The following is a 24,419-nucleotide window of genomic DNA, read 5'->3' on the forward strand; positions in this document are numbered from 1 at the left end:
CTCACTTTTAGAGGCAATCTACCCTTAATATAAGTAAGAAAAGCTTCAGTTATACATCCCCCACTCTGATGAAGCAGAGTCTTAATTTTTAGAAGTGAAGGATCTGAAAGGAATACCGAATGTCTGAGAATAACGCATATATTATTGTGAATGATAAAAAAGTAGAGCTTCCCTTGCGTAAAGGCACGAGTGGACCTGAAGTCATTGAAATTGCTTCTCTCTACAAAAAAACCGATATTTTTACTTATGATCCTGGTTTTACTTCAACTGCTTCTTGTGAATCAAAAATTACTTATATCGATGGTGATAAAGGCATATTGCTTTATCGTGGTTATCCTATTGATCAATTGGCTGAAAAAGGAGACTTTCTCGAAAGTTGTTATCTTTTACTTTATGGTGAACTCCCAACACAGCAAGAAAAAAATGAATTTGATCGATGTATTATGCAGCATACCATGGTACACGAACAGTTTGCACGCTTCTTCCATGGCTTCCGTCGTGATTCTCATCCTATGGCCGTCATGGTTGCCTGCCTTGGCGCTATGTCTGCGTTCTATCACGACTCTATTGATATTACAGATCCTCACCAGAGAATGATTGCTTCTGTTCGTCTTATCTCAAAAGTTCCAACGCTTGCTGCTATGGCCTATAAATACAGTATCGGACAAGCATTTGTTTATCCACGTAATGATCTTAGTTATGCTGCAAATTTCCTCCATATGTGCTTTGCAGTTCCTTGTGAAGAATATAAAACAAACCCTGTGCTTGCTCGGGCGATGGATCAAATCTTTATCCTTCATGCAGATCATGAACAAAATGCTTCTACATCTACGGTACGTCTTGCTGGGTCCTCGGGTGCTAATCCGTTTGCCTGTATTGCAGCAGGAGTTGCATGCCTTTGGGGACCAGCACATGGTGGTGCCAATGAAGCATGTCTAAAAATGCTACAAGAAATAGGTTCTATTAAAAGAATTCCTGAATTTATTGCACGTGCAAAAGATAAAAATGATCCTTTCCGCCTTATGGGCTTTGGGCACCGTGTCTATAAAAATTATGATCCACGTGCAAAAATCATGCAAAAAACCTGTCATAAAGTTTTAAAAGAACTCAACATTCAAGATGACCCTCTTCTTGATATTGCAATAGAGCTTGAAAAAATTGCCTTAAGTGATGAATATTTTATTGAAAAAAAGCTTTATCCCAATGTTGATTTCTATTCCGGCATTACATTAAAAGCTCTAGGTTTTCCAACTGAAATGTTTACTGTCCTTTTTGCATTGGCGCGCAGTGTCGGGTGGGTGGCACAATGGAAAGAAATGATTGAAGACCCTGCACAAAAAATTGGTCGTCCTCGACAACTCTACACAGGCTATGCTATGCGTGACTATGTTCCTATAGATGAACGTGCAAATTAAAAAAGAGATCAATAAAGCTTCAGTTTACTGAAGCTTTATTGAGAGTAATCAAAAAACATCCTTTAAGAATTTTTATAAAACGTGATTTTAAAACTCTTTCTACAGAGATAACATCATCATAAAAATTTACTAAAAAATTCTAAGTTTTAGCTCTGTAAAGAAATTGAGAATACTCTTCTGCGAATTAGCCAAACATTTAGCAAAAAGAAATTGAAAATTTTACCTTATAATCCTCATTATCTTTAATGGAAATGTATTCCCTATCATTCCCCCATGTTTAAAAGCCCTATTACATATTAAAATCTAGCAATGTCAGAATTTTTCTTTCTATCTTCTTCAGATAAAATTGCAAAAGACTTACATTAAGTGCTTCTCTAAGATGCCAAAACTTCTTATCCCTCTTCAAATAGATTCGAATAAAAATACTTTACATTTTGTCCTGTTAAGAGCTGAAATTTTCTTTGTATTTAAGTTAATAGTTTTTCTTTTAAAGATAAATTATTGATTTTTTAAGTAAAATCATTAAATCATATAATCAATAGAGGTGTCCTTCTTTCCTGTATTTTTTATTCCCATACTTGATAAAAAGAAATTATTTTTTGACAATGATATTCAGCATAATGATAGCAAAATGACCACAGATAAATTTTTTACATTGCTCCAAAAGAGCTTACAGATTATAAAAATTCATGATGGTTTCATATTTGCCAGCTTATCTAATAGGAGAACATAATGAAATTATTAGCAGGAGTTCTTATAATAAGCGCGACACTATTTACCCTATCGGCCAATTCTCAAACGCTGAAAATTGCAAGTGATGCTTCTTATCCGCCATTTAGTTATATTGACTCAAATAACGAACTTCAAGGGTTTGATATTGATATATCTTATGCTCTTTGCAAAAAAATGAATGTTGAATGTACTATTGTCACACAAGACTTCGAGGGGATGATTCCCGGTCTTCTTGCCAAAAAATACGATGCTATTGTTTCTTCCCTTTCTCCTACAAAAGAGCGCTTACAAAAAATTGATTTTACAGATCCTTACTACAATACAGCACTCGCTGTTATTGTTACCAAAAATTCGGAAATTAAAGAAATCTCAACACAAGCCTTTAGAGGTAAAAACCTTGGTGTACAATCAAATACAACACAAGCTGCATATGCGGAAGATCATTATGCCTCTGAAGGAGTTAATATCAAACTTTATCCTACAGCAGCAGAAGTTAATCGTGATCTTTTAAGCCATCGGCTTGATATCATCATCTTTGATAAATTAAAAGCATTAAATTGGCTTGAAAATGAAGGAAAAGACTGCTGTCTCCTATTGGGAACTCTAGAAAAAACAAATTTTCCTATTGCAATTGCACTCCGTCAAAATAATAATGATCTTAAAAACAGTTTTAATAAAGCAATAGAAGAAATCCGCGCCGATGGAACCTATGAGAAAATTATGAGAAAATATTTTACTTTCGATATCGATTAGATCTCACTATGAATTAAAATTCAATCTGTATATTTAAGGAGTATCTTTAACTCTTTATTGGACATGCAGGTATAATTGGAAATTCGGCATTTCTATAAGAAAATTTACATTTATCAAAATAATTTTTAATTGTTCCTCAATATTTAAACACTTTATAGAATCTAATGACAACGATAAAGTTGTATTTTTATCGTATCAAAATCTATTTTTTTGATAATAATGCCCAACATAATGATCTAAAATAAGCATTAATAAATTTTTGAATTGCTCCAAAAAAGCTTACAGATTATAAAAACATAATGATTTCATATTTGCCCGCTTATCCAATAGGAGAACATCATGAAATTATTAGCAGGAGCTCTTATAATAAGCGCCGTACTATTCACCCAATTGGCTGATGCGAAAACATTAAAAATTGCGAGTGAAGGCACCTACCCTCCCTTTAGTTATATTGACTCAAATAATAAATTGCAGGGACTTGATATTGATATATCTTATGCACTTTGTAAAAAAATGAATGTTGAGTGTACTATTGTTACACAAGACTTCGAGGGAATGATCCCTGGACTTATTGCAAAAAAATATGATGCTATCATTGCTTCCCTCTCTCTCACACAAGAGCGCTTACAAAAAATTGACTTCACAGATCCTTACTACGATACAGCACTGGCTGTTATCGTTACCAAAGCTTCGGGAATTAAAGAAATCTCGACACAAGACTTTAGAGGTAAAAATCTTGGTGTGCAATCAAATACAACACAAGCTTTCTATGCAGAAGATCATTATGCTTCTAAAGAGGTGAAAATCAAACTCTACCCTTCCACAATAGAAGTGAATCGTGACCTTTTAAATCATCGACTTGATGTGATTATTGTTGATAAATTACAAGCATTAAATTGGCTTAAAAATGAAGGAAAAGATTGCTGTCTCCTCTTGGGAACTCTAGAAGAAACAAGATTTCCTATTGCAATTGCAGTCCGTCAAAATAATAATGAACTTAAAAATAAGTTCAATAAGGCGCTAAAAGAAATCCGTTTGGATGGAACTTATGAAAAAATTATGAGAAAGTATTTTACAGGTGATGTTTATTAAATATCGATATGATATTTAAATGAAACCTACTGGTTATTGCTAAAAAATATTATCGAACTCTTTCATGAGGAACACAGGAATGATTGAAAATTTAGCATTGCTATCATTTAGCAATGGTGGATGGGGAGTGGTTATACTTTCCAGTGCAGGAATGACTTTGTCATTGGCATTATGTTGTGGCTTTCTAGGATTTCCTCTAGGACTTCTCAATGCAGTGATGATTCGATCCAATATTAAGATGGCCAAAGCCATGGCACGCCTCTTTTCAACAGTATTCCGTGGGCTACCAGAGCTTTTAACTTTGTTTTTAGTTTACTACGGATTACAAAGCCTTATTCAAAATTTATTTGACTATTTTAATTTTGAAATCATGTTCAGTATCAATGCATTTGTTGCTGGTGTTCTTGCCCTTAGTATGGTTCTTGCAGCTTTTTCTTGTGAAGTTTGGCTTGGAGCATTTAATATTTTTGATAAAGGTCAATATGAAGCGGCTAAAGCTTTAGGACTTTCACGGTCAACCACATTTTTTCGTATTGTCTTCCCTCAGCTCATCCGAAATGCCTTGCCAGGACTTTCTAATAATTGGCTTACTTTACTGAAAGATACATCCCTTGTTTCTACCATCGCGCTTGTTGACCTCATGCGACAAACGAATTTAGCTGTCGCTGCTACCAATAAACCCATGCTATTTTATTTTGTAGCATGCTTACTCTATTTGTTATTTTCAGCGGTTTTTACTGCAATCTTACGCCATTTGGAAACATACACTCAAATAGGCTATAAAAAGGTGCTAGGTCAATGATTCCTGAGTGGCTTTATTTCCTTTTTAATCCTGATCTTTTAAGCCATTATGGACCCAAATTTATTAATGGCTTTATTGTTACTGTTGAGCTTGTTTCTATCTCTTGTTCTCTAGGTCTTTTTCTTGGTATGCTTATCGCTTTTGCTCGTCTATCAAAGAATACATTTTTACAATATTTTGCAAATGCTTATGTCTATTTTTTCCGTGGCTCTCCTTTATTAGCTCAACTCTTTCTTTTTTATTATGGGCTTGGTTCAATGAATAGTTTTTGGCAACAGGTGGGACTATGGTGGTTTTTTCAAAATGCGTGGTATTGTTGTCTTTTTATTTTTACACTCAATTCTGCTGCCTATCAATCTGAGATCTTTAAAGGAAGTTTTTTATCCGTAACAACTGGACAGCGTGAAGCATCAAAAGCTTTAGGTTTAAGCAACTCTGTCACATTTTTTAGAGTTATTCTTCCACAAGCAATGATTGTAGCATTACGCCCCCTAGGAAATGAGTTGATTTTAATGATTAAATCCAGTGCTGTTGCCTCACTTATTACTGTTTATGATTTAATGGGAGTTGCTAAACTCACTTATTCACGGACTTTTGATTTTCAAGTTTACGTTTGGGCTGCTCTTATCTATCTCTTTATCGTTGAACTCATTCATCGTTTTATTGTTTTTATCGAACAGCGCCTCACTCGATATTTACGTTAAATAAAATGATCATAAAAAACTTTACCAAACCAAAATGTTGAATTAATCACGTTATTCATCAATGAAAGAATAAAATAAGATGAATTTGAAAAATAATAAATCGATCTCTCCCAATAAAAAACCAGTGATCTCTATTCAAAATCTAAATAAATGGTATGGAAACTTTCAGGTCCTACATGATATCAACTTTAATGTTCAAGCTGGTGAACATATCGTTATTTGTGGACCATCCGGATCAGGAAAATCAACGTTAATTCGTTGTATTAATCAATTAGAACAAGCACAAAAAGGTTCAATCTGTATCCATAACGTTGATATCCATACCGCTCCTATACAACAGCAAAAAAAAGTTCTTCGTAAGATAGGAATGGTCTTTCAGAATTTTAATTTATTTCCCCACATGAGCGTTATACAAAATTGTATTTTAGCACCTATGACCGTTCAAGGACTTTCCAAACAACAAGCACAAGAACGGGCAATTCGTTACTTAACACATGTTGGTATTGAAAAACACTGTGAAAAATATCCTTTACAACTTTCTGGTGGGCAACAACAACGTGTTGCGATTGCCCGTGCACTTTGTATGGAACCTGAAGTCATGCTTTTTGATGAACCAACCTCTGCTCTTGATCCAGAAAGTGTGGGAGAAGTTTTGGAAGTGATGGCTCGATTGTCCGACACAGGGATCACAATGCTTTGTGTTACCCATGAAATGGGCTTCGCACGTAAAGTATCAGAAAGAATACTCTTTCTAGAAAATGGAAAAATTGTTGAAGATACAGCCTCTGAAGAATTTTTTACCAATCCTAAAAGCCAACGTGCTTGTAATTTTCTTGCTAAAATTAAATATTAATCATTAAAATATTGCTTTATTTATACAATTTTATTCCTGTTTTTTAAAAGAGCGATAATTGTTTGTGCGCCAACAACCCCCGATGGTACTTCAGTTTTCATTTTCTGTTCTACCATCTCAAAGGCATCAAGTTGTGCCTGTCGCAATAAAGGATTAGCCAAAAGTTGTTCTACTTGTCTTGCTAACATACCAGGACGGATTAATTCATTCAAATATTCCGAAACAATAGGCTTATCAGCAATAATATTTGGAAGAGCAGCACTCCATAACATCATTTTAGGAAAAATAAATAATTTAGAAAAACGATCAAGTTTATAGCAAAGAACCATAGGAATTTTTGCTAAGGCTAATTCAAGTGAAACAGTTCCATGTGCCGCAAGAGCAACATCTGCTTGTGCAAAAGCACGCCATTTTTCATCTTCACCAACGACAATTTCTATCTTGCTTTTCCAGCCTTGCACAAAATCACGGATTCTATCTACCAAATGAGGTAAGGTTGGTAAAATAATACGTAAATGAGGAATACGTTGTACAAGAATCTCTACTGTTTCTCGAAAAATAGGCATTAAGGAACGAATTTCTAAATTGCGTGATCCTGGCAAAATAACTAATGTAGGCGATGATATTTGTGTATCGATCAAATTTCTTTGTTCTAATTGGCTTTTTTTTTCTGACTGAACTCTCAAAAGGGGAGGATATGTCAAAAGACGATGTCCAACATAGGTCGTGGCAGGGCCTCCCAAATCTTGCATAATCTTTTCTTCAAAAGGAAAAACCGCTAAAACATGATCAACAAATCCACGCATAGCTTTTGCACGCTCTGGCCTCCATGCCCAAACGGTTGGTGCAATATATTTAATAATAGGAATAGAAGGCGCTAAAGCACGTACCTTTTTTGCAATACGATGTGTGAAATCAGGACTATCAATAATAATTAAACAATCAGGTTGTTCTTGTGCAATAAATTTGGATAAATTGCGAATATGTAGCAACAACAATGGTAGTTTTTTCAATACTTCCTTTAAACCTATTAAAGCAATATCATGGGAATCAAAAAAGCTTTTTAAACCTAATGCCTTTAAATGCCTCCCCCCAACACCAATCAAATGAATATTGCATCCTATCTGTTGTGATAAACAAGTAATTAAATCGGCCCCAAGTAAATCACCAGATTCCTCACCTGAAACCACAGCAATCTTTAAGAAACAATTATTCATGACCAAACCTTTCAAATGTCTCTATAAATAGAGAATATTTGTTGGCTTTTTCTATTGTTGTTTTCACCGATAATATTAGACTTCTATTTGCCTCCACCGCAACACCAGATAAACCACTCTTTGCAATATTCATTATTGTCGCTGGCCCAATTGATGGCAAATCAACGCGATTATCCTGTTGTGGTTTTGCACATTTTACAAGAATGCCACCTTTAAGGGGAATTTGCCCTCTTTCTCGCATTTCACAAACACGCCACAGCATATTATCAGTTCCCTCAGCACCCTCCAGAGCAACCACCCTTCCTTGGACAACGACAACGGCTTGCCCGATATCTAATTGACCTAAAAGCTTTGCTGCTTCTACTGCTAAAAAAATATCTTTTTTCTCTTTTGGAGTAGCGCGCCGTACTGTTAAATTAAATTCTATGGGAGCTAAAAGATCTGGGACTATTTCGTGAGCACCGATAACACAAAAACCGTGTGCTTCAATAACCCGTATAAAAGCTTTTAATAACGCATCGTCCCCCCTCTTCAAAGCTCCGATTAACTTAGGAAGAGCTAAAAATGTTGTCCAGTCCAGTCGCAATTGTTTAAGAAGTGGACGCTTTTTCACACCACCTGCCAAAACAACATTATATACACCAGCCTCTTTTAAAATTTTAACGAGTCGCGCTAACTCTACAATTGATAGCTCGCAATGCTCATAGCGATAAAGAACAGAATCTGCCTCACCATGCAAAAGCACAAGAAAAGGATTTTCTCCATTCTTCTCAAGAGTCTGCGCAACAGTAATCGGTAGAACACCATTTCCTGCTATAATAGCAGTACGGCCGGAAAGAAAACTTCTGGCTCCCCAAATAGGCATTTTTAATCCTTATGTTCTTTTATTTTATCACCTTCAAATTTTGGTGTACAATAAAAACGCTTTCCTTCTTCTTTAATAAAATTAACAACTTCAGAAACAGACTGAGAAGAAGAATAAAAAGAAGCAACATCACTAACACGCTCTTTAAATGGTTTGCTATGATCAAAAAGCATGGCAACCGCATGACGGAGTGCATGAATATCTTGACGCTCAAGTCCTGCACGCTTCATGCCAATAATATTGAGGCCGGCAAGTTTTGCCTGCACACCAACAGCTGTTCCATAAGGTATCAGATCACCAACCAGTGCAGATACGCCGCCGATAAATGCATGATGTCCAACACGAACAAATTGATGAACAGCAGCACCACCACCAATAATCACATAATCACCAACAGTGACATGACCAGCAATCATTGCGTTATTGGCAAATGTTACATGATTGCCTACATAACAATCGTGAGCGATATGCGCATAACAAAAAAATTGGCAATTATCACCAACAACTGTCATTCCTACACTCGAATCGGAACCCCTATGCATTGTTACACCTTCACGAATCGTACAATTCTTACCAATAAAAAGAGTTGTAGCTCCTCCTTTATGTTTATTATTTTGCGGATCTGCCCCCAAAACAGCATGAGAAAATACTTTACTCTTGGCTCCTAATGTTGTCTTTCCCATTATTACAACATGACTTGTCAAACTACATTCATCACCAATAACAGCCTCTGAACTAATATGGCAAAATGGTCCAACGCGTACATTCTCACCAAGCTGCGCTCCCTTCTCCACAAGAGCAGTTGGATGGATTTTCGTACCGGACATTTTTAAATTCCCATCAAATATCGTTTATTCTTCTTCGACAATCATCGCAGCAATTTCTGCTTCAGCGACGCGGACATCTTCTACTTTTGCAACACATGAAAAACGTCTCATACCAGATCTTTTTTTCAAAAGCTGAACATGAATCTTGAGCTGATCACCAGGCATAACCGGCTTACGAAATTTCGCATTATCAACCGTCATAAGGTAAACTAAATTTGTTTGCTTATTGCCTAAATTTAAAAGTGCTATTGCTCCTGCCGTTTGTGCCATAGCTTCTAAAATCAAAACTCCAGGCATAACAGGCTTTGCGGGAAAATGTCCCGTAAAATGTGGCTCATTAATCGTTATATTTTTAATACCAATCGCTTCTTGTTCACCATCAATATCAACGATACGATCAATCAATAAAAATGGATAACGGTGCGGTAATATTGATAATAGTTTTTCAATATCGACAGCCTCTAAGTTTTTAGTTTTTTCACTGCTGATCATATCAGCGTTTCTCCTTTTTAACTTTTCCCATACTGCGCAACGCCGCTACTTCACGAAACCATTGTTTAAATGGTCGCGCTGGACTACCTCCCCATTTTTCGCCATCCGGAATGTCATTCATAACACCACTACGAGCAGCAATCTGAACAGATTTACCTATTATGATGTGATCAGCTACTCCCACACTTCCGCCAAGCTGAGACATATCCCCTATAGATGTACTTCCCGCAATGCCACATTGAGCGGCAATAAGACAATAGCGTCCAATTTTTACATTGTGGGCAATTTGTACAAGATTATCAATCTTGCTTCCTTCACCAATAACAGTATCTTGAAATGTCCCACGATCAATTGTCGTGTTCGCACCAACTTCTACACCATCCTCAATAATAACACGACCAAGCTGTGGAATTTTCTCGATTCCAACTCCACCTCCAACATAACCAAAACCATCTTGTCCAATGCAAACGCCAGGATAAAGCTGAACCTTATCACCTATTATAGAACACTGAACTGTTACCTTAGGAGCAATATAGCAGTCACATCCAATACGGCAATTTTCACCGATAACAGCTGTGGATGAAATAAGAGTTCCTGCACCAATCTCAACATTTTTACCAATAACAGCTCCAGCTTCAATACACACATCATGTGCCAACTTAGCCGTTGGATGAATATGCGCATGTAATGAAATCCCCTTCTGCCCCAACCAAGGCATTGGCTTGACAGAATCTGGAAACAAAATACGACCAATCTGAGCAAAGTCACGCTGTGGTGTGGATGTCACCAAAATTGCCATAGTTTCGGGAACTTTAAAAACAATCTCATTCGTACACAAAACAGCAACAGCAGAACTGTCCAGTAAAGCATCAGAAAACTTCCGATGCTCTACAAAAACAAGCGAACCTTCCACCGCACTCTCAAGTGAAGAAAGAGTATTGATAACTTTATGAGAAAACTCTGGATTAAGAAGCTTTGCACCCGTCAACTCAGCAGCATTTGCAACTGTCAATCGTCGGGACGGCGTAAAAAAAAATGTATCCGCCATCAAAACACTTTCTCTCCCAGCTTAAGCTATTCTCTTCAAATTTTTCCTTCTTAAAATCGCTCAAATCAGAACTTCGTAGAAATACCAAAATTCAATTGTTGCAAACGATCACCTTCCTGCTTCGTTATTGGCCAAGCATAATCAAAACGCAAAGGACCAAACGGAGAATCCCACATCAAACTCACACCTGCAGATGAACGCCAAGCACTTTTGGTATTGGTAACAGACGGTTCACCCTGAAAAACGGCTTTATAATTATTGCCATAAAGCGTGGCAATATCCGCAAATAAAGCACCGCGCAACCCGAATCCTTCAGGCACAACAGGGATAGGAAACTGTACTTCAGCAGTCGCATTCATATATGTCGTTCCCCCCAAGAAATAAACCTCACCCTTACTGGAAACCTGGCGCGGACCTATTCCATTATATTTGAACCCTCGAATCATATCAGAATTTACTTTAAACATATCGAAAATACGAACACCTTCTTTGCCTACTTCATGGATATAACCACCCCCAAAGGAAAGCAAACCAACGATATCCTTCTGGTCAGAAAGAGTCTTGTACATCATCGCCTTACCCGTGGTCTTCAAGAACTTTGCACTCCCACCAAGCCCTGCATATTCCTGAAGCAGATGCACGTACCACCCATCATGGGGGGATCTCATATCATCAATCGTATTATAGGTGAAACCATAACTAATTGATGAACGTTTCCAAGGGCTGTGTTTTGCAGCTTGAACAATCGCCCCAGAATATTTCCCATATAATTCTATTATGTCACCCTCTTTGTCAAAATCATACTCTCCGCCAAAATCATATTCTTCCTGCACATAAGAATAAGCTACATTAGCAGATAATTGATTATTAATAGGTAACGAAAACCGCAGCGATCCACCTGTCTGCCGTACATCATAGGCTTTATCAGCACGATAAGTACTACGAAAAACATCAACGCCAGCAGATAAACGATATCCTAAGAAATAAGGATCAACAAATGATAAATTATAATTACGAGATTTTTCTTGCCCCGCACCTAATCCTAAACGAACATATTGACCACGTCCCCCAAGATTACGTTCAGTAACAGAAACTTCAAGTGACATACCAGGACTTGTTCCCCCTGTTGTATACCCTCCAGAAAGAGAGAGATCTCCTGTTGAAGCTTCAACGACATCTATTACCAAAACAACTTGGTCAGATTGATCTGTGGGAACCATTGAAATATTAACGGCTTTGAAGAAACCTAAACTTTCTAGACGACGTTTCGCCCGCTGTAGTAAAGTTTGATTGTAAGCATCTCCTTCATTTAAATCAATCTCACGGCGAATGACGTAATCACGCGTTTTCTCATTGCCACGTATATCAATACGTTGAATATAAGCACGTGTACCCTGTTCAATATTATATAAAATTGAAATTGTATGATTTGCTAAATTACGATTTCCCCGCGGTTCAACTTTAGCAAAAGCATATCCCGAATCAGCAACTTTGTTATTAATAGTTGCAACAGACTGTTCAATATCTTCTGCACTATAAACATTACCTGGCTGGGTTTTAAGCACCCTTTTCACAGATTGAACGTCAATTCCATCAACATCACTTTCAACCTGAATATCGCTAATTTTATAGAGCGCACCCTCATCAAGAACGAAAGAAATTTTATACGTATTGCTTGCTGCATCAAAAGTTGCTTTAGAAGAGACTACACGAAAATCTGCATAACCACGGTTATAATAAAAGCGACGTAAAGCTTCTTCATCAACAGCGAGGCGCTCTTCACTGTAAACATCACCTCCCAACAACTTCGAAAAAATTCCTGAAGTTTTTGTTGAAATCACATCACGCAAACGGCGACTTCCAAAGACACTATTGCCCTTAAAAGTGATATCACCAATCTTTGTTTTTTTCCCTTCAACGACATTAAATACCACATTAACCCGCCCTTTTCCAAGGTTAATCGTTTGAACGTTAACAGTGATATTATTACGACCAAGAGTTTTATAAGCCTCACGAATTGTATTTATATCAGCAGAAAGCTTAGCAGAATTAAAAGGCTCATTCGGTTTTAAAGAAATAAACCGCTTAAGATCTGGGTCTTTAAAAGATTTATTTCCTTGAAACAATATTTGATTGACAACCTCATATTCTTTTACGAATACAACCAATTTATCACCCACCGGATTTATTTTAACATCATAAAATAAACCCAATTCGAAAAGGTTCTTCACAGCACTATCAACATCACCACTGGAAACACCTTGCCCAACCTTAATCCCCATATTGTCTCGAATCGCCTGAGAACTTACAAACTTATTCCCACGAACCTCAATAGAGCGGACTACAGACGCTTGTATTTCTCCGACCGCAGCAATTGACATAAAAACCGTTGCTGGGGCAATCATCCCCATCTTTAACACCAATACAGATGCTGCATTTAAAAACTTTGAATTCGTAGTCATTGGCTTTTTTACCTTACTCTCGTTCCTTGGACATGATGCCTTAAAAAGCTAACTGCCATAACAACCTTTTTACAGCGAGACTTTTCATTCCTTAATTACTCATTATAATCTACAACGCCACAACATTTTGTAGACATGGTAAACAACCTTAAATTTGTTTTTGCTATTATTACTTAATTTATAAAGCGTTTTCCATAATTTAATTAGCTAAACCAACAAAAATAATCATTAAAAAAGACAAAGATCATAAAAAGGAGAAGAATGGAAAAACCTAAACGAAAAACAATTCCCTGAATTTTGGTAGATATTCTCCTCCCAGTAATGACCTCAATGACATGCAATAAAAGATGCCCACCGTCAAGCGGTAGAATCGGAAAAAGGTTAATAAGCCCAACACTTATTGAAAGAAAAGCTGCCAAATTCAACAAAGAGATAAAACCTGTCTCGCTCACTTTCCAAGCAATTTTAACGGTTTTAGAAGGTCCACTTAGCCGACAACGATCCTCTTTGCCTCCTATTAAACGACTCATAAAAAGAACGGTTTGAGTGGCGATAAACACAGTACGGTCTGACGCTTCTCTTACAGCTGTTACAAAACCATAGCGAATATGTTTTATATAAGTTGGATCTAAATGTGCTGGATTATTTAAATCAACAGGAACACCTACACCTATCATAGCACTTCGTGTTCGATTACCAAATCCATCATCTCGCTCAACGACTTTCGGGGTAATCATGGTTGTAAAGACTCGCCCCATGCGTTCTATTTTAAACTCTATGGGTTCTCTTCCATGAAAAGCTACATAATTCATCAAATCTTCAAAGCTTTCAACCCGTCGTCCATCCATTTCAACAAAACGATCACCTAATTCCAAACCGGATTGAAGAGCAGGGCTATCTTTTACCAAAGAACCAACAACGGGCTCAATGGCTACACGACCATAGATAAAGAAAAAAAATGTTAGAATAACAACAGTAAAAAGGGCATTGAAGAAAGGACCGGCAAAAACAGTTGCTGCTTTTTTCCAAGCATGCGCACTAGCAAATGAACCATCGACAATCAGAGATGATTGGAATGATTCCGTATCGATTTTTTCCTCATCCCCAACAAATTTTACATAACCTCCTAAGGGGATAAGTGCTAAACGCCACTTCGTGCCATGCTTATCTGTATAACTCGCTATTTCTGGTCCAAATCCAAGCGAAAAAATTAACGCCTTAATACCACACCACCGACCAATGAGATAATGCCCAAATTCGTGCACAAAAATGATAATCATAATGATGAAAAGAATACTCAAACTTCTTAAAAGAAAATCACCCATAGTGACGATATGATTTAAAAGTTCCAAACGATCTTCTCCCAATTAGATCATACTAAAAAGATTAAAAGGCGCATCCATATCAGACATAAATGAACCAATTAAATAAAGAAGAAAAGCTGCCCCTACCAATCCATCTATACGATCCATAAAACCACCATGTCCAGGCAATAAAGAACTAGAATCTTTAACAGAAAACCGTCTTTTGAGCCACGATTGCCCTAAATCACTCAATTGTGAAACAATTGATAAAACAAGTGTAAGGAGTGGCACAAAAAAACTAGCTAAATTTATATCAAAAAATCCAAAAGCAACCCATATACCACCGAAAACTCCGACAAATGTACCACCAAGTGCTCCTGACCATGTTTTATTAGGAGAAAATTGTGGTGCTAATTTAGGGCCCCCTAATGCACGTCCGATAAAATAACCACCAATATCTGTTCCCCACACTATCGTAAATAAGAAAATAACAACTTGGAACCCCAACATTTCATGATCCCGTAGAAAGCATAAAGCAACAACAGGAAAAGATGCATATAAAAAACCACAAAAAACCCAACCACTCTTTTTTATAGATATAATAGCCAACACCGCAGCCAAAACGATTAAAACACAAAAAATCAACGGAGCAGATACACTCAACACTAAAAAAAAGCCAAAGATCAAGTAAAAGATACTTGCTAATATTTTTTGTAAAACACACCACTTCTCTTTAGTAATACTCATCCACTCATAAAGAACAAAACCGCCAATACACCATACAAATAAAAAAAAGAAGTTTCCTCCCAACCATGTTAGATACAACGCAATAACGCCAAAAACAAAAGCTGTCAGAATACGATAAACCAAATTAGACAAAACAACATCCAAACAATAAAAATAGAAAATACAAGCCCTGAAATTAACGCAAGAAAAATTCCCCTACGCAGTGTTTTTATCTCATACCTGTATAATTTCTCTTATAATTTATCATAAATAATTCAGTCTACTAAGATAGCGCTTATGAGACTAATAATCAATGAAAACAGCTTCAAAAATCTCAGTCAAGATTAATCCTAAATATTTTTTTAATATTTTCTCAAATATAAAATGAAAAAGCAGCTATCTCTGCCCCATACAAATTAACTAATATAGGTTTCGTATAAAAACACTTTTCTATCAACTATTCGTCATTAAAAAACGAATTATGCCACATAACATCTGCTTGATCGATCATACCCACATGTTTTATAATGAGAAATAAGAGAAAGGTTAGGCTTAATATTCTTTCCCCAACCTTCATCTTAGAATATTTGAATAATTTCTAATAATGCTTTCATTATGCAGTTTAACAAAGACGTACTCAACTAAAAGCCCACACTATGCTGTTAAATAGTGTCTTCCAGCAAAGGGCATGATTTACCACGCAGATTAAAAAATTTAAACATCCGCCCTTTCAAATCAGTCTCTCCCATATCAAAATGATAGAATACCTTCCTGCATCACACCTTGCTATCACAGAACACACCACCCCTCCTATTATCCCTAGAAACAATTTACAGGCTTGGGAGTGTAACATCCTTTTTCTAGCGACAAAACCGTCTTAAACGTGCATAATTTCAGATTCTTTTACGGCTAAAATTTTATCAATATCAGCAATAGTTTCATCTGTGAGTTTTTGAACTTTTTCAGACAAACTATGGGCTTCATCTTGTCCAATTTCACCATCTTTTTCTAACTTTTTCAAATTGTCCAAACCATCCCGACGGACATGACGTGTAGCAACACGCGCTTGCTCTGCATAGTGATGCGCAATTTTTACAAGTTCTTTACGGCGCTCTTCATTCAACTCAGGCAAAGGAATACGTAGATTCGTACCATCAGTTATGGGATTTAAACCAAGACCAGAATCGCGAATAGCGCGCTCTACAGCTCCGACCATCGTTTTATCCCATACAGAAACAGAAAGCATCCGAGGTTCGGGAACAGAAATATTAGCAACCTGATTTATATGCACAACAGAACCATAAGATTCAACGGTCAACGGCTCTAATAAACTGGCCGATGCACGTCCAGTCCGCAAACCACCTAATTCATGTTTAAAAGCCGTAATGGCACCATCCATGCGACGTTTCAGATCATCCATAATTGATGTAACATTCATATTTCTGTCTCCTTCAATTGTCCTTTGAAGCTTACCCTTATTCCGATACTATTGTAAAGCGTCCTGTTCCATTCAAGACCTTAGCCAAACCGCCTTTTTCATGAATGGAATACACAATAATCGGTACATTGTTCTCACGTGCTAAAGTGACCGCCGTTGAATCCATAACAGATAATCCCCATTGCAAAACTTCAACATGTGTTAATTGGTCAAAACGCTTAGCCGTAGGGTCTATTTTTGGATCTGCTGAATAAATACCATCAACTTGTGTTCCTTTAAGAAGGACATCCGCACCAATTTCTGCTGCACGTAAAGTAGCAGCAGAATCAGTGGTAAAAAATGGATTTCCTGTACCACCTGCAAAAATCACAACTTTTCCCTGATTCATATAAGCTATTGCTTTACGTTGCGAGAAACTTTCACAAATTTGTGGCATAGCAATCGCAGAGAGTACAACAGTTTCAACCCCTAATTTTGTCAAAGATGTTCGCAATGCTAAAGAGTTAATAGCAGTTGCAAGCATTCCCATATGATCACCTGTCACTCGGTCCCCACCATGCGAAGCAACAGCAACGCCACGAAAAATATTTCCCCCACCGATAACAACCGCAACTTCTATCCCCATTGTGCGCACTTCTGCAATATCAGCGGCAATACGGTCTACAACAGAAACATCAATGCCAAAATTCTGCCCTCCCATAAGAGCTTCACCAGAAGCCTTTAAAAGAATACGTTTATACGGAAGTGCTAATGCCATTAATAATCTCCCCAAAAGCCCATTTACTTTTTGCTTTTGACATCACGAAGGGCACCACTTTTTTCACGTGACGCCCTCTCAACAATTACATTGTTCCCCTCAGAGATTCTACAACCAACGATATGACTTTAAATCTCTGTTCAAGAGTTTGCAATAACTAGCCTTTTACAGCAGCAGCAACCTCTGCAGCAAAATCAGACTCCTCTTTTTCCACACCTTCACCTAATGCAAAACGAATAAAGCCTGTAATTTTTGCTGGAGCACCAATTGATTTCTCAGCATCCTTTAAAGCGGCCTCAACAGTTATATCAGGATTCATAACAAAAGCTTGAGAAAGCAAAACAACCTCTTCAAAAAACTTACGCATACGTCCTTCTACCATTTTTTCAATGATATTTTCAGGTTTTCCAGACTGACGTGCTTGATCTGAAAAAATTGCTTTTTCACGCTCAACAGCAGCAGCATCAACATCTTGAGCTGTAAGTGCTAATGGATTGGTTGCCGCAATATGCATCGCGACCTGCCGACCAAAAGCAAGAGCAGCTTCCTTATTTCCTGTTGTTTCAATCGCAACCAAAACACCAAGTTTTCCAAGCCCATCAGCCACACTATTGTGTATATAAGTCGCAACAACACCATTCTCAACAGACAATTTAGCGGAACGACGAAATGTCATATTTTCGCCAATTGTACCAATTGCATCTTTAATCGTAAGCTCTACAGTCTTCTCAGAGCCTGGATAAAGAGAAACAGAAACAGATTCAACATCCCCTGGCGTATCTAAGGCAGCAGTTGCTACTTTACGCACAATGTCTTGGAATCCATCATTGCGTGCAACAAAATCTGTTTCAGAATTAATCTCAACCAAAACTGCATGTGAATCTTTTGATACGACTCCGATTAATCCCTCAGCTGCTGTACGACCAGCCTTTTTATCTGCTTTAGCTATTCCTTTTTTACGAAGCCAATCAACAGCAGCTTCCATATCACCATTGGTCTCTGCTAGAGCGGCTTTACAGTCCATCATACCAGCGCCAGATAATTCTCGAAGTTCTTTTACTTGTGCAGCAGTAATGCTCATATTTGCCTCTTTATTTTGTAACGGTGAAAGCGCGCAAAATCCCTCTGCACGCCTATAACTTCTTCTTTAGACAATAAAAGTACCTTAATTAGGCGTTTTATATTATTCAGAAACTTCTGAAACTGCATTTTCTTCCAAAATAGGCTCCACAGGTGCATCAACTTGAGCTCCTAAATCGATACCCATTGCTCCTTGCTGGCGTGCAATACCATCAAGAGCTGCACGGGCAAAAAGATCGCAATAAAGAGAAATTGCACGTGAAGCATCGTCATTACCTGGTATTGGATGTGTTACGTCATCGGGATCACAATTGGTATCAATAATAGCAATCACTGGAATACCTAAACGTTTTGCTTCTTGGAGTGCAATATTTTCTTTATTCGTATCGATAACAAAGATAAGATCTGGAACAGAACCCATATCTTTAATACCACCAAGCGCACGATTAAGCTTTTCACGATCACGTTCAAGATTTAAACGTTCCTTTTTGGTAAAGCCTTGCGCTTCAGCAGCAAGAATTTTATCAAGCTTCCGCAAACGATGGATCGAATTGGAAATCGTTTTCCAGTTTGTGAGCATGCCGCCAAGCCAACGTGCATTAACGTAATACTGGGCGGAACGATTTGCCGCATCTGCGATAATGTCAGATGCTTGCCGTTTCGTACCAACAAAGAGAATACGACCACCACGCGCTACAGTATCTGAAACAAGTTTAAGCGCTTGGTGTAAAAGTGGAACGGTCTGAGCAAGGTCAATAATATGGATATTATTACGCTGACCATAAATATAGGGAGTCATTTTGGGATTCCAGCGATGAGTCTGGTGACCAAAATGCACACCGGCTTCTAAAAGCTGGTGCATAGTAAAATCGGGTAGTGCCATAAATCTTATCCTTTCCGGTTCAACCTCCGCGGAAAAAGCAGAAAGACCTGCTACCGGCGGATGCTTGCTAGAATTTTCTCACAGATCATTTGCAAACACCCAGACTCCGCGTGTGGAATAGCGCAAACATACTAATATTTGATTCTTTTTCAAGTTATTTTCTTTAATCATTTAATATTTGCATTTTCACATTGATTAAGATCTTTTCCAAGTTCCAAGAATTCGAGACTGTTCAATTTTGCACGCACTGAAAAAGTTCCATAATCTATATGAAGATCACGCATGACACCATTCTCATGTAAGAGAAAACTGCTACGATAAACCGGCAAACCATCTTTATTTTCTCCATCATCAAAATAAGAAATTGTAACAGGCCAATATTCTTCTTCATCCAATTTTCTTACTTTTTCCGTTTCGCTATCAGATAAAAGCGTCTTCTTTTCCCCTATGACGATACTTTCTTTTATAACTTTATCTGCTTTATTTGTCCCATCAAATACAGTAACATTGTAAAAATGATCTCCTGCTTTTGCATGGCGGATAATATTTTTTAGTTGCATTATTGGAAATTCAGCCATTGCAAGCTTATACTCTTTTTCCTTTGGCTTTTTTAAGGTAACTGTAATACCATCTTGAGTACGCTCCGCAACCCCCTCGGCACGATGCACAACCTCTTCTCCCTCTTGATCTGTGATATTAAAACGAAATGTACGGCTGTCTCCTGTCTCATAACTCGTCGTCTGTTGATCAGTCAAACGTACTGGCATATCTTCAATGTGAACACGGCTAATGAAACGAAAACGTGTGCTATAGCCTTGGCATGCCGAACCAGTAAGCTCGTAAACCATTCGTCCTGACATCGCAGAAATTGTCATTTCATGAGAAACACTATCGAGATGAAAATCATAAATTGCTCGATGAGGCACAATAAAAATGGGCTCTTCAGCTCTCGCAGTACATAAAAAAACAATATATAAAATTATTATAAATAATGATCTAATCATTCCCAACTTCCGAACTTTATCCCCGTTGCATAACATCATACAATAAGGCAAAAAAGGCTAATTTCTCAATTAACCACACATTTTCTTAAATCAAAAAATAGATTATGCAATGAATATATTTATAGAGCAGCTATGGAGTTAACATTATGACCAATATGATTGAAAAAAACTTAGAGAAGTTCGGAATCACTCTTCCTGAAGTAATCTCCCCCCTTGCCAATTACATCACCACTTCACAAAGTGGCAATCAACTCTTTATTTCTGGACAACTCCCTCTTATTAATGGAAAACCAATAGCCATCGGTAAAGTTGGTGCAACTGTGAATACCGAACAAGCCCAAAAAGCATCCGAAGCTTGCGCTCTCAATATTCTCGCGCAACTCAAGGCAACTCTGGGTGACTTAAATAAAATAAAACGTGTGGTAAAAATTACTGTTTTTGTGGCTGTAGATTCTCATTTTACCGATATTCCTTTTGTTGCCAATGGAGCTTCTAATTTATTCGTCAATATCCTTGGTGAAATTGGAAAACACGCCCGTTCTGCTATTGGTGTTGCCTCTCTTCCTATGGATGTTCCTGTAGAAGTTGAAGCCATCATAGAAATTTAAACCTTCATTAAGACAGTGCACCATCCTAAATATAACTGAAGTCAAAATACTTCTTTGTCTTACACTCTGATAAAACTTGCATTTTTTCGTTTTTAAATTAGAATCTTAAACTTACAATAAAAGGAAATATTTGTATGAAACAAGCTTACGACAATAACAATATTTTTGCTAAATTGATTCGCAATGAAATCCCTTCTGTTCGTGTCTACGAAGATGATGATGTTATTGGATTTATGGATATCATGCCACAGGCACCAGGTCATACGCTAGTCATTCCTAAAAAAGGCTCGAGAAATTTACTTGATGCGGATACTGAAACATTATTTCCTGTTATTAAAGCTGTTCAAAAAATTGCAAATGCCGTCAAAAAAGCCTTTCAGGCAGATGGCATAACTGTCATGCAATTTAATGAAGCAGCTAGTCAACAAACCGTTTATCACCTCCATTTTCATATTATACCACGTATGAAGGGAATAGAACTTACCCCTCATAATGATATGATAACGCCTACAGAAATACTTGAGGAGAATGCAAAAAAAATCCGTGCTGCCTTATAACACACTCTTAAGTTGTTGAGCTTTTTTTTCCTACACGTTTTTTTGTAAAATTTTCCATTTTACTTTTCTTTGAACTTACAGATATATCGGAAGATGAAATTTCTAACTGTAAGCTTTCTTTTTTACCATTTGATTTTTGTGTCAATACGCGAACGGTACCACCATTGCGTAACTTTCCAAATAAAATTTCATCAGCTAATGGCTTTTTAATATATTCTTGTATAACACGCCCTAATGGGCGTGCTCCCATCTGAGAATCATATCCTTTATTGGAAAGCCATAAAGTTGCAGAAGGGCTTAATTCAAAACAAATTCCCCGATCAGCTAATTGTGCTTCAAGCTGAAAAATAAATTTTTGCACTATCTGATTGATGATTAAATGAGATAAAGGTGCAAACGGAATAATTGCATCTAACCGATTACGAAATTCTGGTGTAAATAACCGATTGATTGCTTCTATATCCTCACCATCACGATGTACTTTCCCAAATCCAATAGCTGATTTTGCCATATCTGAAGCACCCGCATTGGTCGTCATAATCAAAATAACATTGCGGAAATCAATTTTCTTACCATTATGGTCTGTTAATCTACCATAATCCATTACCTGCAATAAAATATTAAATAACTCTGGATGCGCTTTCTCAATCTCATCTAGCAATAGAACTGCGTGAGGTTTCTGATCAACGGCATCTGTAAGGAGACCTCCTTGATCAAACCCTATATAACCTGGAGGTGCTCCGATTAAACGTGCTATCGTATGCCGTTCCATATATTCTGACATATCAAAACGCAATAATTCAATGCCTAAAGATGATGCAAGCTGTTTTGCAACTTCAGTTTTTCCTACACCTGTTGGTCCTGAAAATAAATAACTTCCTATTGGTTTATCCGGTTCGCGTAAACCTGCTCGCGCCAATTTTATGGATGAAACTAAGACGGAAATTGCCTGATCTTGACCATAAACAACATGTTTGAGTTCTCTTTCAAGCTTACTCAGTATCTTCTGATCATTCCGAGAAACTGTTTTTGGTGGAATTCTTGCAATTGTAGCAACAGTCGCTTCAATTTCTTTAACACCTATACTCTTCTTGCGTTGTTTTTGTGGCAAAAGCTTTTGCGCTGCGCCACTTTCATCAATAATATCAATTGCTTTGTCAGGTAACCTACGATCAATTATATAACGTGAAGATAATTCTACAGATGCCTTCATCGCCTGATCTGTATATTTAATCTGATGAAAATCTTCAAAGTAAGGCTTCATCCCTTGCAAAATCTTAATCGCATCTGTAACAGAAGGTTCATTAATATCAATCTTCTGAAAACGACGCTCTAAAGCACGATCTTGTTCAAAGAATTTGCGATATTCTCTATAAGTCGTCGAACCAATACATCGCATAGTTCCAGAAGATAATACAGGTTTCAAAAGATTTGCTGCATCCATATTTCCCCCTAATGTCGCTCCTGCTCCAATTAAGGTATGAATTTCATCAATAAATAAAATAGCATCGGGATACAGCTCAAACTCTTTAATAACTTGCTTTAAGCGTTCTTCAAAATCACCGCGATAACGTGTACCTGCAACAAGTCCCCCCATATCAAGAGAAAATATTGTTGCATTTGATAAAACTTCAGGCACTTGCCCATCAACAATGCGCTTTGCCAATCCCTCAATTATAGCGGTTTTCCCCACTCCAGGATCACCAACCAAAAGCGGATTGTTTTTCGACCTTCGACATAAAATCTGAATCATGCGTGAAATTTCTATTTCACGGCCAATTAATAAATCAACTTTTCCATTACGTGCTTTACAATTGAGATCAACACAATAATTCGTTAAAGCACTTGTTCCTCTTTCACCATTATCCGAAATCTGCTGATCTAATTGCTCTTCAAGTCCTTCAAGTAACATGGATAACCCATCATCACGCGTGACACCCTGTGAAATAAAACGTACAGCATCATAGCGTGTCATTCCCATCTCTTGAAGAAAATATGCTGCATGGCTTTCACGTTCAGAAAAAATTGCAACAAGAACATTTGCCCCCGATACTTCATCTTTTCCAGCCGATTGTGCATGAATCACCGCACGTTGGATAACACGCTGGAAAAAAGCTGTAGGCTTTGTATCCTCATCAGCTCTAATCTGTTCATCTAACTCTGAGCGAAGATAATTGGTTAAGCGCTCTCGCAATTCCTCCACATCTACTTGGCAAGCCTGAATAACGGAATTTGCATCGGCATCATCTAACAGCGCAAGTAGAAGATGCTCTAATGTTGCATATTCATGCCGTGCTTGAGTAGCAATTGTTAATGCACGATGCAAAACCTCTTCAAGACTAGGTGTAAAAGATGGCATAGCTCCTCACTTCCATTCCATTACACATTGTAACGGATGTTCATTTTGACGCGCACATTCTCTCACTTGTAATATTTTCATTTCAGCGACTTCATAAGTATAAGTCCCACATTCTCCTATCCCATTGTGATGAACATTTAACATTATCCGCGTTGCCTCTTCGAAACTTTTTTTAAAAAAGTTCTTCAAAACAAAAACAACAAAATCCATAGGTGTGTAATCATCATTAAGCAAAAAAACTCGACATAATTTAGGTTTTTCGAGTTTTTCTCTAGCCTTAGGCATTATAACCGCACCATGCCTACCTTCATCCCAATTCTTGCCCTTTTCATTATGCATAATATGAGCTATAGAGTTTATTATGAGCATCTGTCCCATTATCGTTTTCCATGCAGCACATTTTTTATTAATTTTAAATTCTTTCATAACTATTGCAATACC

Annotated in this window: 23 protein-coding genes; 8 read left to right on the forward strand and 15 right to left on the reverse strand. The window is 37.3% G+C overall.

The genetic code is table 11. The features are described from left to right. The first annotated feature begins 119 nt into the window (after nt 1-119). The 6 genes from gltA (at nt 120) to ACFIK3_RS06840 (ending at nt 6,351) form a co-directional block, all read left to right on the forward strand. Nucleotides 120-1,415, forward strand: coding sequence for a citrate synthase (gene gltA / locus ACFIK3_RS06815; RefSeq protein ID WP_375676445.1), 1,296 nt, complete (start codon nt 120-122; stop codon nt 1,413-1,415). Nucleotides 1,416-2,147: 732 nt separating this feature from the next. Continuing rightward, nucleotides 2,148-2,900, forward strand: a complete 753-nt coding sequence (locus ACFIK3_RS06820) for a transporter substrate-binding domain-containing protein (protein WP_273790680.1) — start codon at nt 2,148-2,150, stop codon at nt 2,898-2,900. 339 nt (nt 2,901-3,239) lie between these two features. Beyond that, entirely contained in the window at nt 3,240-3,992 is a 753-nt protein-coding gene (locus ACFIK3_RS06825) for a transporter substrate-binding domain-containing protein (protein ID WP_375631231.1), read from the forward strand. Nucleotides 3,993-4,071: 79 nt separating this feature from the next. After that, nucleotides 4,072-4,794: an ABC transporter permease gene (locus ACFIK3_RS06830; RefSeq protein ID WP_273790678.1), complete on the forward strand. Its 723-nt coding sequence runs from the start codon at nt 4,072-4,074 to the stop codon at nt 4,792-4,794. Beyond that, nucleotides 4,791-5,498: an ABC transporter permease gene (locus tag ACFIK3_RS06835; protein ID WP_273790677.1), complete on the forward strand. Its 708-nt coding sequence runs from the start codon at nt 4,791-4,793 to the stop codon at nt 5,496-5,498. The genes ACFIK3_RS06830 and ACFIK3_RS06835 overlap by 4 nt, the downstream gene beginning before the upstream one ends. 79 nt (nt 5,499-5,577) lie before the next feature. Then, nucleotides 5,578-6,351, forward strand: coding sequence for an amino acid ABC transporter ATP-binding protein (locus ACFIK3_RS06840; RefSeq protein WP_273790676.1), 774 nt, complete (start codon nt 5,578-5,580; stop codon nt 6,349-6,351). 20 nt (nt 6,352-6,371) lie between these two features. Here the strand turns inward: ACFIK3_RS06840 and lpxB are convergent, their stop codons facing one another. From lpxB to ACFIK3_RS06905, 13 genes are all read right to left on the reverse strand, one after another. After that, entirely contained in the window at nt 6,372-7,568 is a 1,197-nt protein-coding gene (gene lpxB / locus ACFIK3_RS06845; RefSeq protein WP_375643546.1) for a lipid-A-disaccharide synthase, read from the reverse strand. Continuing rightward, entirely contained in the window at nt 7,561-8,433 is an 873-nt protein-coding gene (locus ACFIK3_RS06850; protein ID WP_375643547.1) for an LpxI family protein, read from the reverse strand. The genes lpxB and ACFIK3_RS06850 overlap by 8 nt, the downstream gene beginning before the upstream one ends. A 2-nt stretch (nt 8,434-8,435) precedes the next feature. Next, nucleotides 8,436-9,260, reverse strand: a complete 825-nt coding sequence (gene lpxA, locus ACFIK3_RS06855; protein ID WP_273790673.1) for an acyl-ACP--UDP-N-acetylglucosamine O-acyltransferase — start codon at nt 9,258-9,260, stop codon at nt 8,436-8,438. 24 nt (nt 9,261-9,284) lie between these two features. After that, entirely contained in the window at nt 9,285-9,752 is a 468-nt protein-coding gene (gene fabZ, locus ACFIK3_RS06860) for a 3-hydroxyacyl-ACP dehydratase FabZ (protein ID WP_273790672.1), read from the reverse strand. A gap of 1 nt (nt 9,753) precedes the next feature. After that, the gene (gene lpxD, locus ACFIK3_RS06865) at nt 9,754-10,800 is read right to left on the reverse strand and encodes a UDP-3-O-(3-hydroxymyristoyl)glucosamine N-acyltransferase (RefSeq protein ID WP_273790671.1); all 1,047 of its coding nucleotides are present in this window, start codon (nt 10,798-10,800) and stop codon (nt 9,754-9,756) included. 65 nt (nt 10,801-10,865) lie between these two features. Further along, nucleotides 10,866-13,262: an outer membrane protein assembly factor BamA gene (bamA, locus tag ACFIK3_RS06870; RefSeq protein WP_273790670.1), complete on the reverse strand. Its 2,397-nt coding sequence runs from the start codon at nt 13,260-13,262 to the stop codon at nt 10,866-10,868. A 203-nt stretch (nt 13,263-13,465) separates the two neighbouring features. After that, nucleotides 13,466-14,614, reverse strand: coding sequence for an RIP metalloprotease (locus tag ACFIK3_RS06875; protein ID WP_375631234.1), 1,149 nt, complete (start codon nt 14,612-14,614; stop codon nt 13,466-13,468). Nucleotides 14,615-14,629: 15 nt separating this feature from the next. Then, on the reverse strand, nt 14,630-15,445 hold the full coding sequence (locus ACFIK3_RS06880; RefSeq protein WP_273790668.1) for a phosphatidate cytidylyltransferase: 816 nt from the start codon (nt 15,443-15,445) through the stop codon (nt 14,630-14,632). A gap of 724 nt (nt 15,446-16,169) precedes the next feature. Beyond that, on the reverse strand, nt 16,170-16,730 hold the full coding sequence (frr, locus tag ACFIK3_RS06885) for a ribosome recycling factor (protein ID WP_273790667.1): 561 nt from the start codon (nt 16,728-16,730) through the stop codon (nt 16,170-16,172). A gap of 37 nt (nt 16,731-16,767) precedes the next feature. Then, a complete protein-coding gene (pyrH, locus tag ACFIK3_RS06890) occupies nt 16,768-17,487 on the reverse strand; it encodes a UMP kinase (protein WP_273790666.1) in 720 nt (239 codons plus the stop codon). A gap of 157 nt (nt 17,488-17,644) precedes the next feature. Further along, complete coding sequence (gene tsf, locus ACFIK3_RS06895; RefSeq protein WP_375630041.1) at nt 17,645-18,568, reverse strand: translation elongation factor Ts; 924 nt, start codon at nt 18,566-18,568, stop codon at nt 17,645-17,647. 102 nt (nt 18,569-18,670) lie between these two features. Beyond that, nucleotides 18,671-19,450, reverse strand: coding sequence for a 30S ribosomal protein S2 (rpsB, locus tag ACFIK3_RS06900; protein ID WP_273788135.1), 780 nt, complete (start codon nt 19,448-19,450; stop codon nt 18,671-18,673). 167 nt (nt 19,451-19,617) lie between these two features. Then, complete coding sequence (locus ACFIK3_RS06905; RefSeq protein ID WP_273790664.1) at nt 19,618-20,454, reverse strand: cell envelope integrity EipB family protein; 837 nt, start codon at nt 20,452-20,454, stop codon at nt 19,618-19,620. 146 nt (nt 20,455-20,600) lie between these two features. Here ACFIK3_RS06905 and ACFIK3_RS06910 point away from each other — a divergent pair, with 146 nt between their 5' ends. Next, nucleotides 20,601-21,062: a RidA family protein gene (locus tag ACFIK3_RS06910; protein WP_375607219.1), complete on the forward strand. Its 462-nt coding sequence runs from the start codon at nt 20,601-20,603 to the stop codon at nt 21,060-21,062. Nucleotides 21,063-21,196: 134 nt separating this feature from the next. Then, nucleotides 21,197-21,619 carry an HIT family protein gene (locus tag ACFIK3_RS06915; RefSeq protein WP_273790662.1) on the forward strand — a complete coding sequence of 141 codons (423 nt, stop codon included), beginning with the start codon at nt 21,197-21,199 and terminating at the stop codon, nt 21,617-21,619. A 7-nt stretch (nt 21,620-21,626) separates the two neighbouring features. Here the strand turns inward: ACFIK3_RS06915 and clpA are convergent, their stop codons facing one another. Together clpA and clpS are read right to left on the reverse strand one after the other, a co-directional pair. Then, nucleotides 21,627-23,978 carry an ATP-dependent Clp protease ATP-binding subunit ClpA gene (gene clpA, locus ACFIK3_RS06920; protein WP_375643549.1) on the reverse strand — a complete coding sequence of 784 codons (2,352 nt, stop codon included), beginning with the start codon at nt 23,976-23,978 and terminating at the stop codon, nt 21,627-21,629. Between the two features lie 6 nt (nt 23,979-23,984). Continuing rightward, nucleotides 23,985-24,356, reverse strand: a complete 372-nt coding sequence (clpS, locus tag ACFIK3_RS06925) for an ATP-dependent Clp protease adapter ClpS (protein ID WP_375612119.1) — start codon at nt 24,354-24,356, stop codon at nt 23,985-23,987. Nucleotides 24,357-24,419 lie beyond the last annotated feature (63 nt).

It is taken from the genome of Bartonella sp. CB10SXKL, from assembly GCF_042195515.1.
Taxonomy (GTDB): Bacteria; Pseudomonadota; Alphaproteobacteria; order Rhizobiales; family Rhizobiaceae; genus Bartonella.

Bases quoted from the DNA above. Each gene is read 5' to 3' on its own strand.
- gltA (WP_375676445.1), top strand. From the start codon at position 120: ATGTCTGAGAATAACGCATATATTATTGTGAATGATAAAAAAGTAGAG.
- ACFIK3_RS06820 (WP_273790680.1), top strand. From the start codon at position 2,148: ATGAAATTATTAGCAGGAGTTCTTATAATAAGCGCGACACTATTTACC.
- ACFIK3_RS06825 (WP_375631231.1), top strand. From the start codon at position 3,240: ATGAAATTATTAGCAGGAGCTCTTATAATAAGCGCCGTACTATTCACC.
- ACFIK3_RS06830 (WP_273790678.1), top strand. From the start codon at position 4,072: ATGATTGAAAATTTAGCATTGCTATCATTTAGCAATGGTGGATGGGGA.
- ACFIK3_RS06835 (WP_273790677.1), top strand. From the start codon at position 4,791: ATGATTCCTGAGTGGCTTTATTTCCTTTTTAATCCTGATCTTTTAAGC.
- ACFIK3_RS06840 (WP_273790676.1), top strand. From the start codon at position 5,578: ATGAATTTGAAAAATAATAAATCGATCTCTCCCAATAAAAAACCAGTG.
- lpxB (WP_375643546.1), bottom strand. From the start codon at position 7,568: ATGAATAATTGTTTCTTAAAGATTGCTGTGGTTTCAGGTGAGGAATCT.
- ACFIK3_RS06850 (WP_375643547.1), bottom strand. From the start codon at position 8,433: ATGCCTATTTGGGGAGCCAGAAGTTTTCTTTCCGGCCGTACTGCTATT.
- lpxA (WP_273790673.1), bottom strand. From the start codon at position 9,260: ATGTCCGGTACGAAAATCCATCCAACTGCTCTTGTGGAGAAGGGAGCG.
- fabZ (WP_273790672.1), bottom strand. From the start codon at position 9,752: ATGATCAGCAGTGAAAAAACTAAAAACTTAGAGGCTGTCGATATTGAA.
- lpxD (WP_273790671.1), bottom strand. From the start codon at position 10,800: ATGGCGGATACATTTTTTTTTACGCCGTCCCGACGATTGACAGTTGCA.
- bamA (WP_273790670.1), bottom strand. From the start codon at position 13,262: ATGACTACGAATTCAAAGTTTTTAAATGCAGCATCTGTATTGGTGTTA.
- frr (WP_273790667.1), bottom strand. From the start codon at position 16,730: ATGAATGTTACATCAATTATGGATGATCTGAAACGTCGCATGGATGGT.
- pyrH (WP_273790666.1), bottom strand. From the start codon at position 17,487: ATGGCATTAGCACTTCCGTATAAACGTATTCTTTTAAAGGCTTCTGGT.
- tsf (WP_375630041.1), bottom strand. From the start codon at position 18,568: ATGAGCATTACTGCTGCACAAGTAAAAGAACTTCGAGAATTATCTGGC.
- rpsB (WP_273788135.1), bottom strand. From the start codon at position 19,450: ATGGCACTACCCGATTTTACTATGCACCAGCTTTTAGAAGCCGGTGTG.
- ACFIK3_RS06905 (WP_273790664.1), bottom strand. From the start codon at position 20,454: ATGATTAGATCATTATTTATAATAATTTTATATATTGTTTTTTTATGT.
- ACFIK3_RS06910 (WP_375607219.1), top strand. From the start codon at position 20,601: ATGACCAATATGATTGAAAAAAACTTAGAGAAGTTCGGAATCACTCTT.
- ACFIK3_RS06915 (WP_273790662.1), top strand. From the start codon at position 21,197: ATGAAACAAGCTTACGACAATAACAATATTTTTGCTAAATTGATTCGC.
- clpA (WP_375643549.1), bottom strand. From the start codon at position 23,978: ATGCCATCTTTTACACCTAGTCTTGAAGAGGTTTTGCATCGTGCATTA.
- clpS (WP_375612119.1), bottom strand. From the start codon at position 24,356: ATGGGACAGATGCTCATAATAAACTCTATAGCTCATATTATGCATAAT.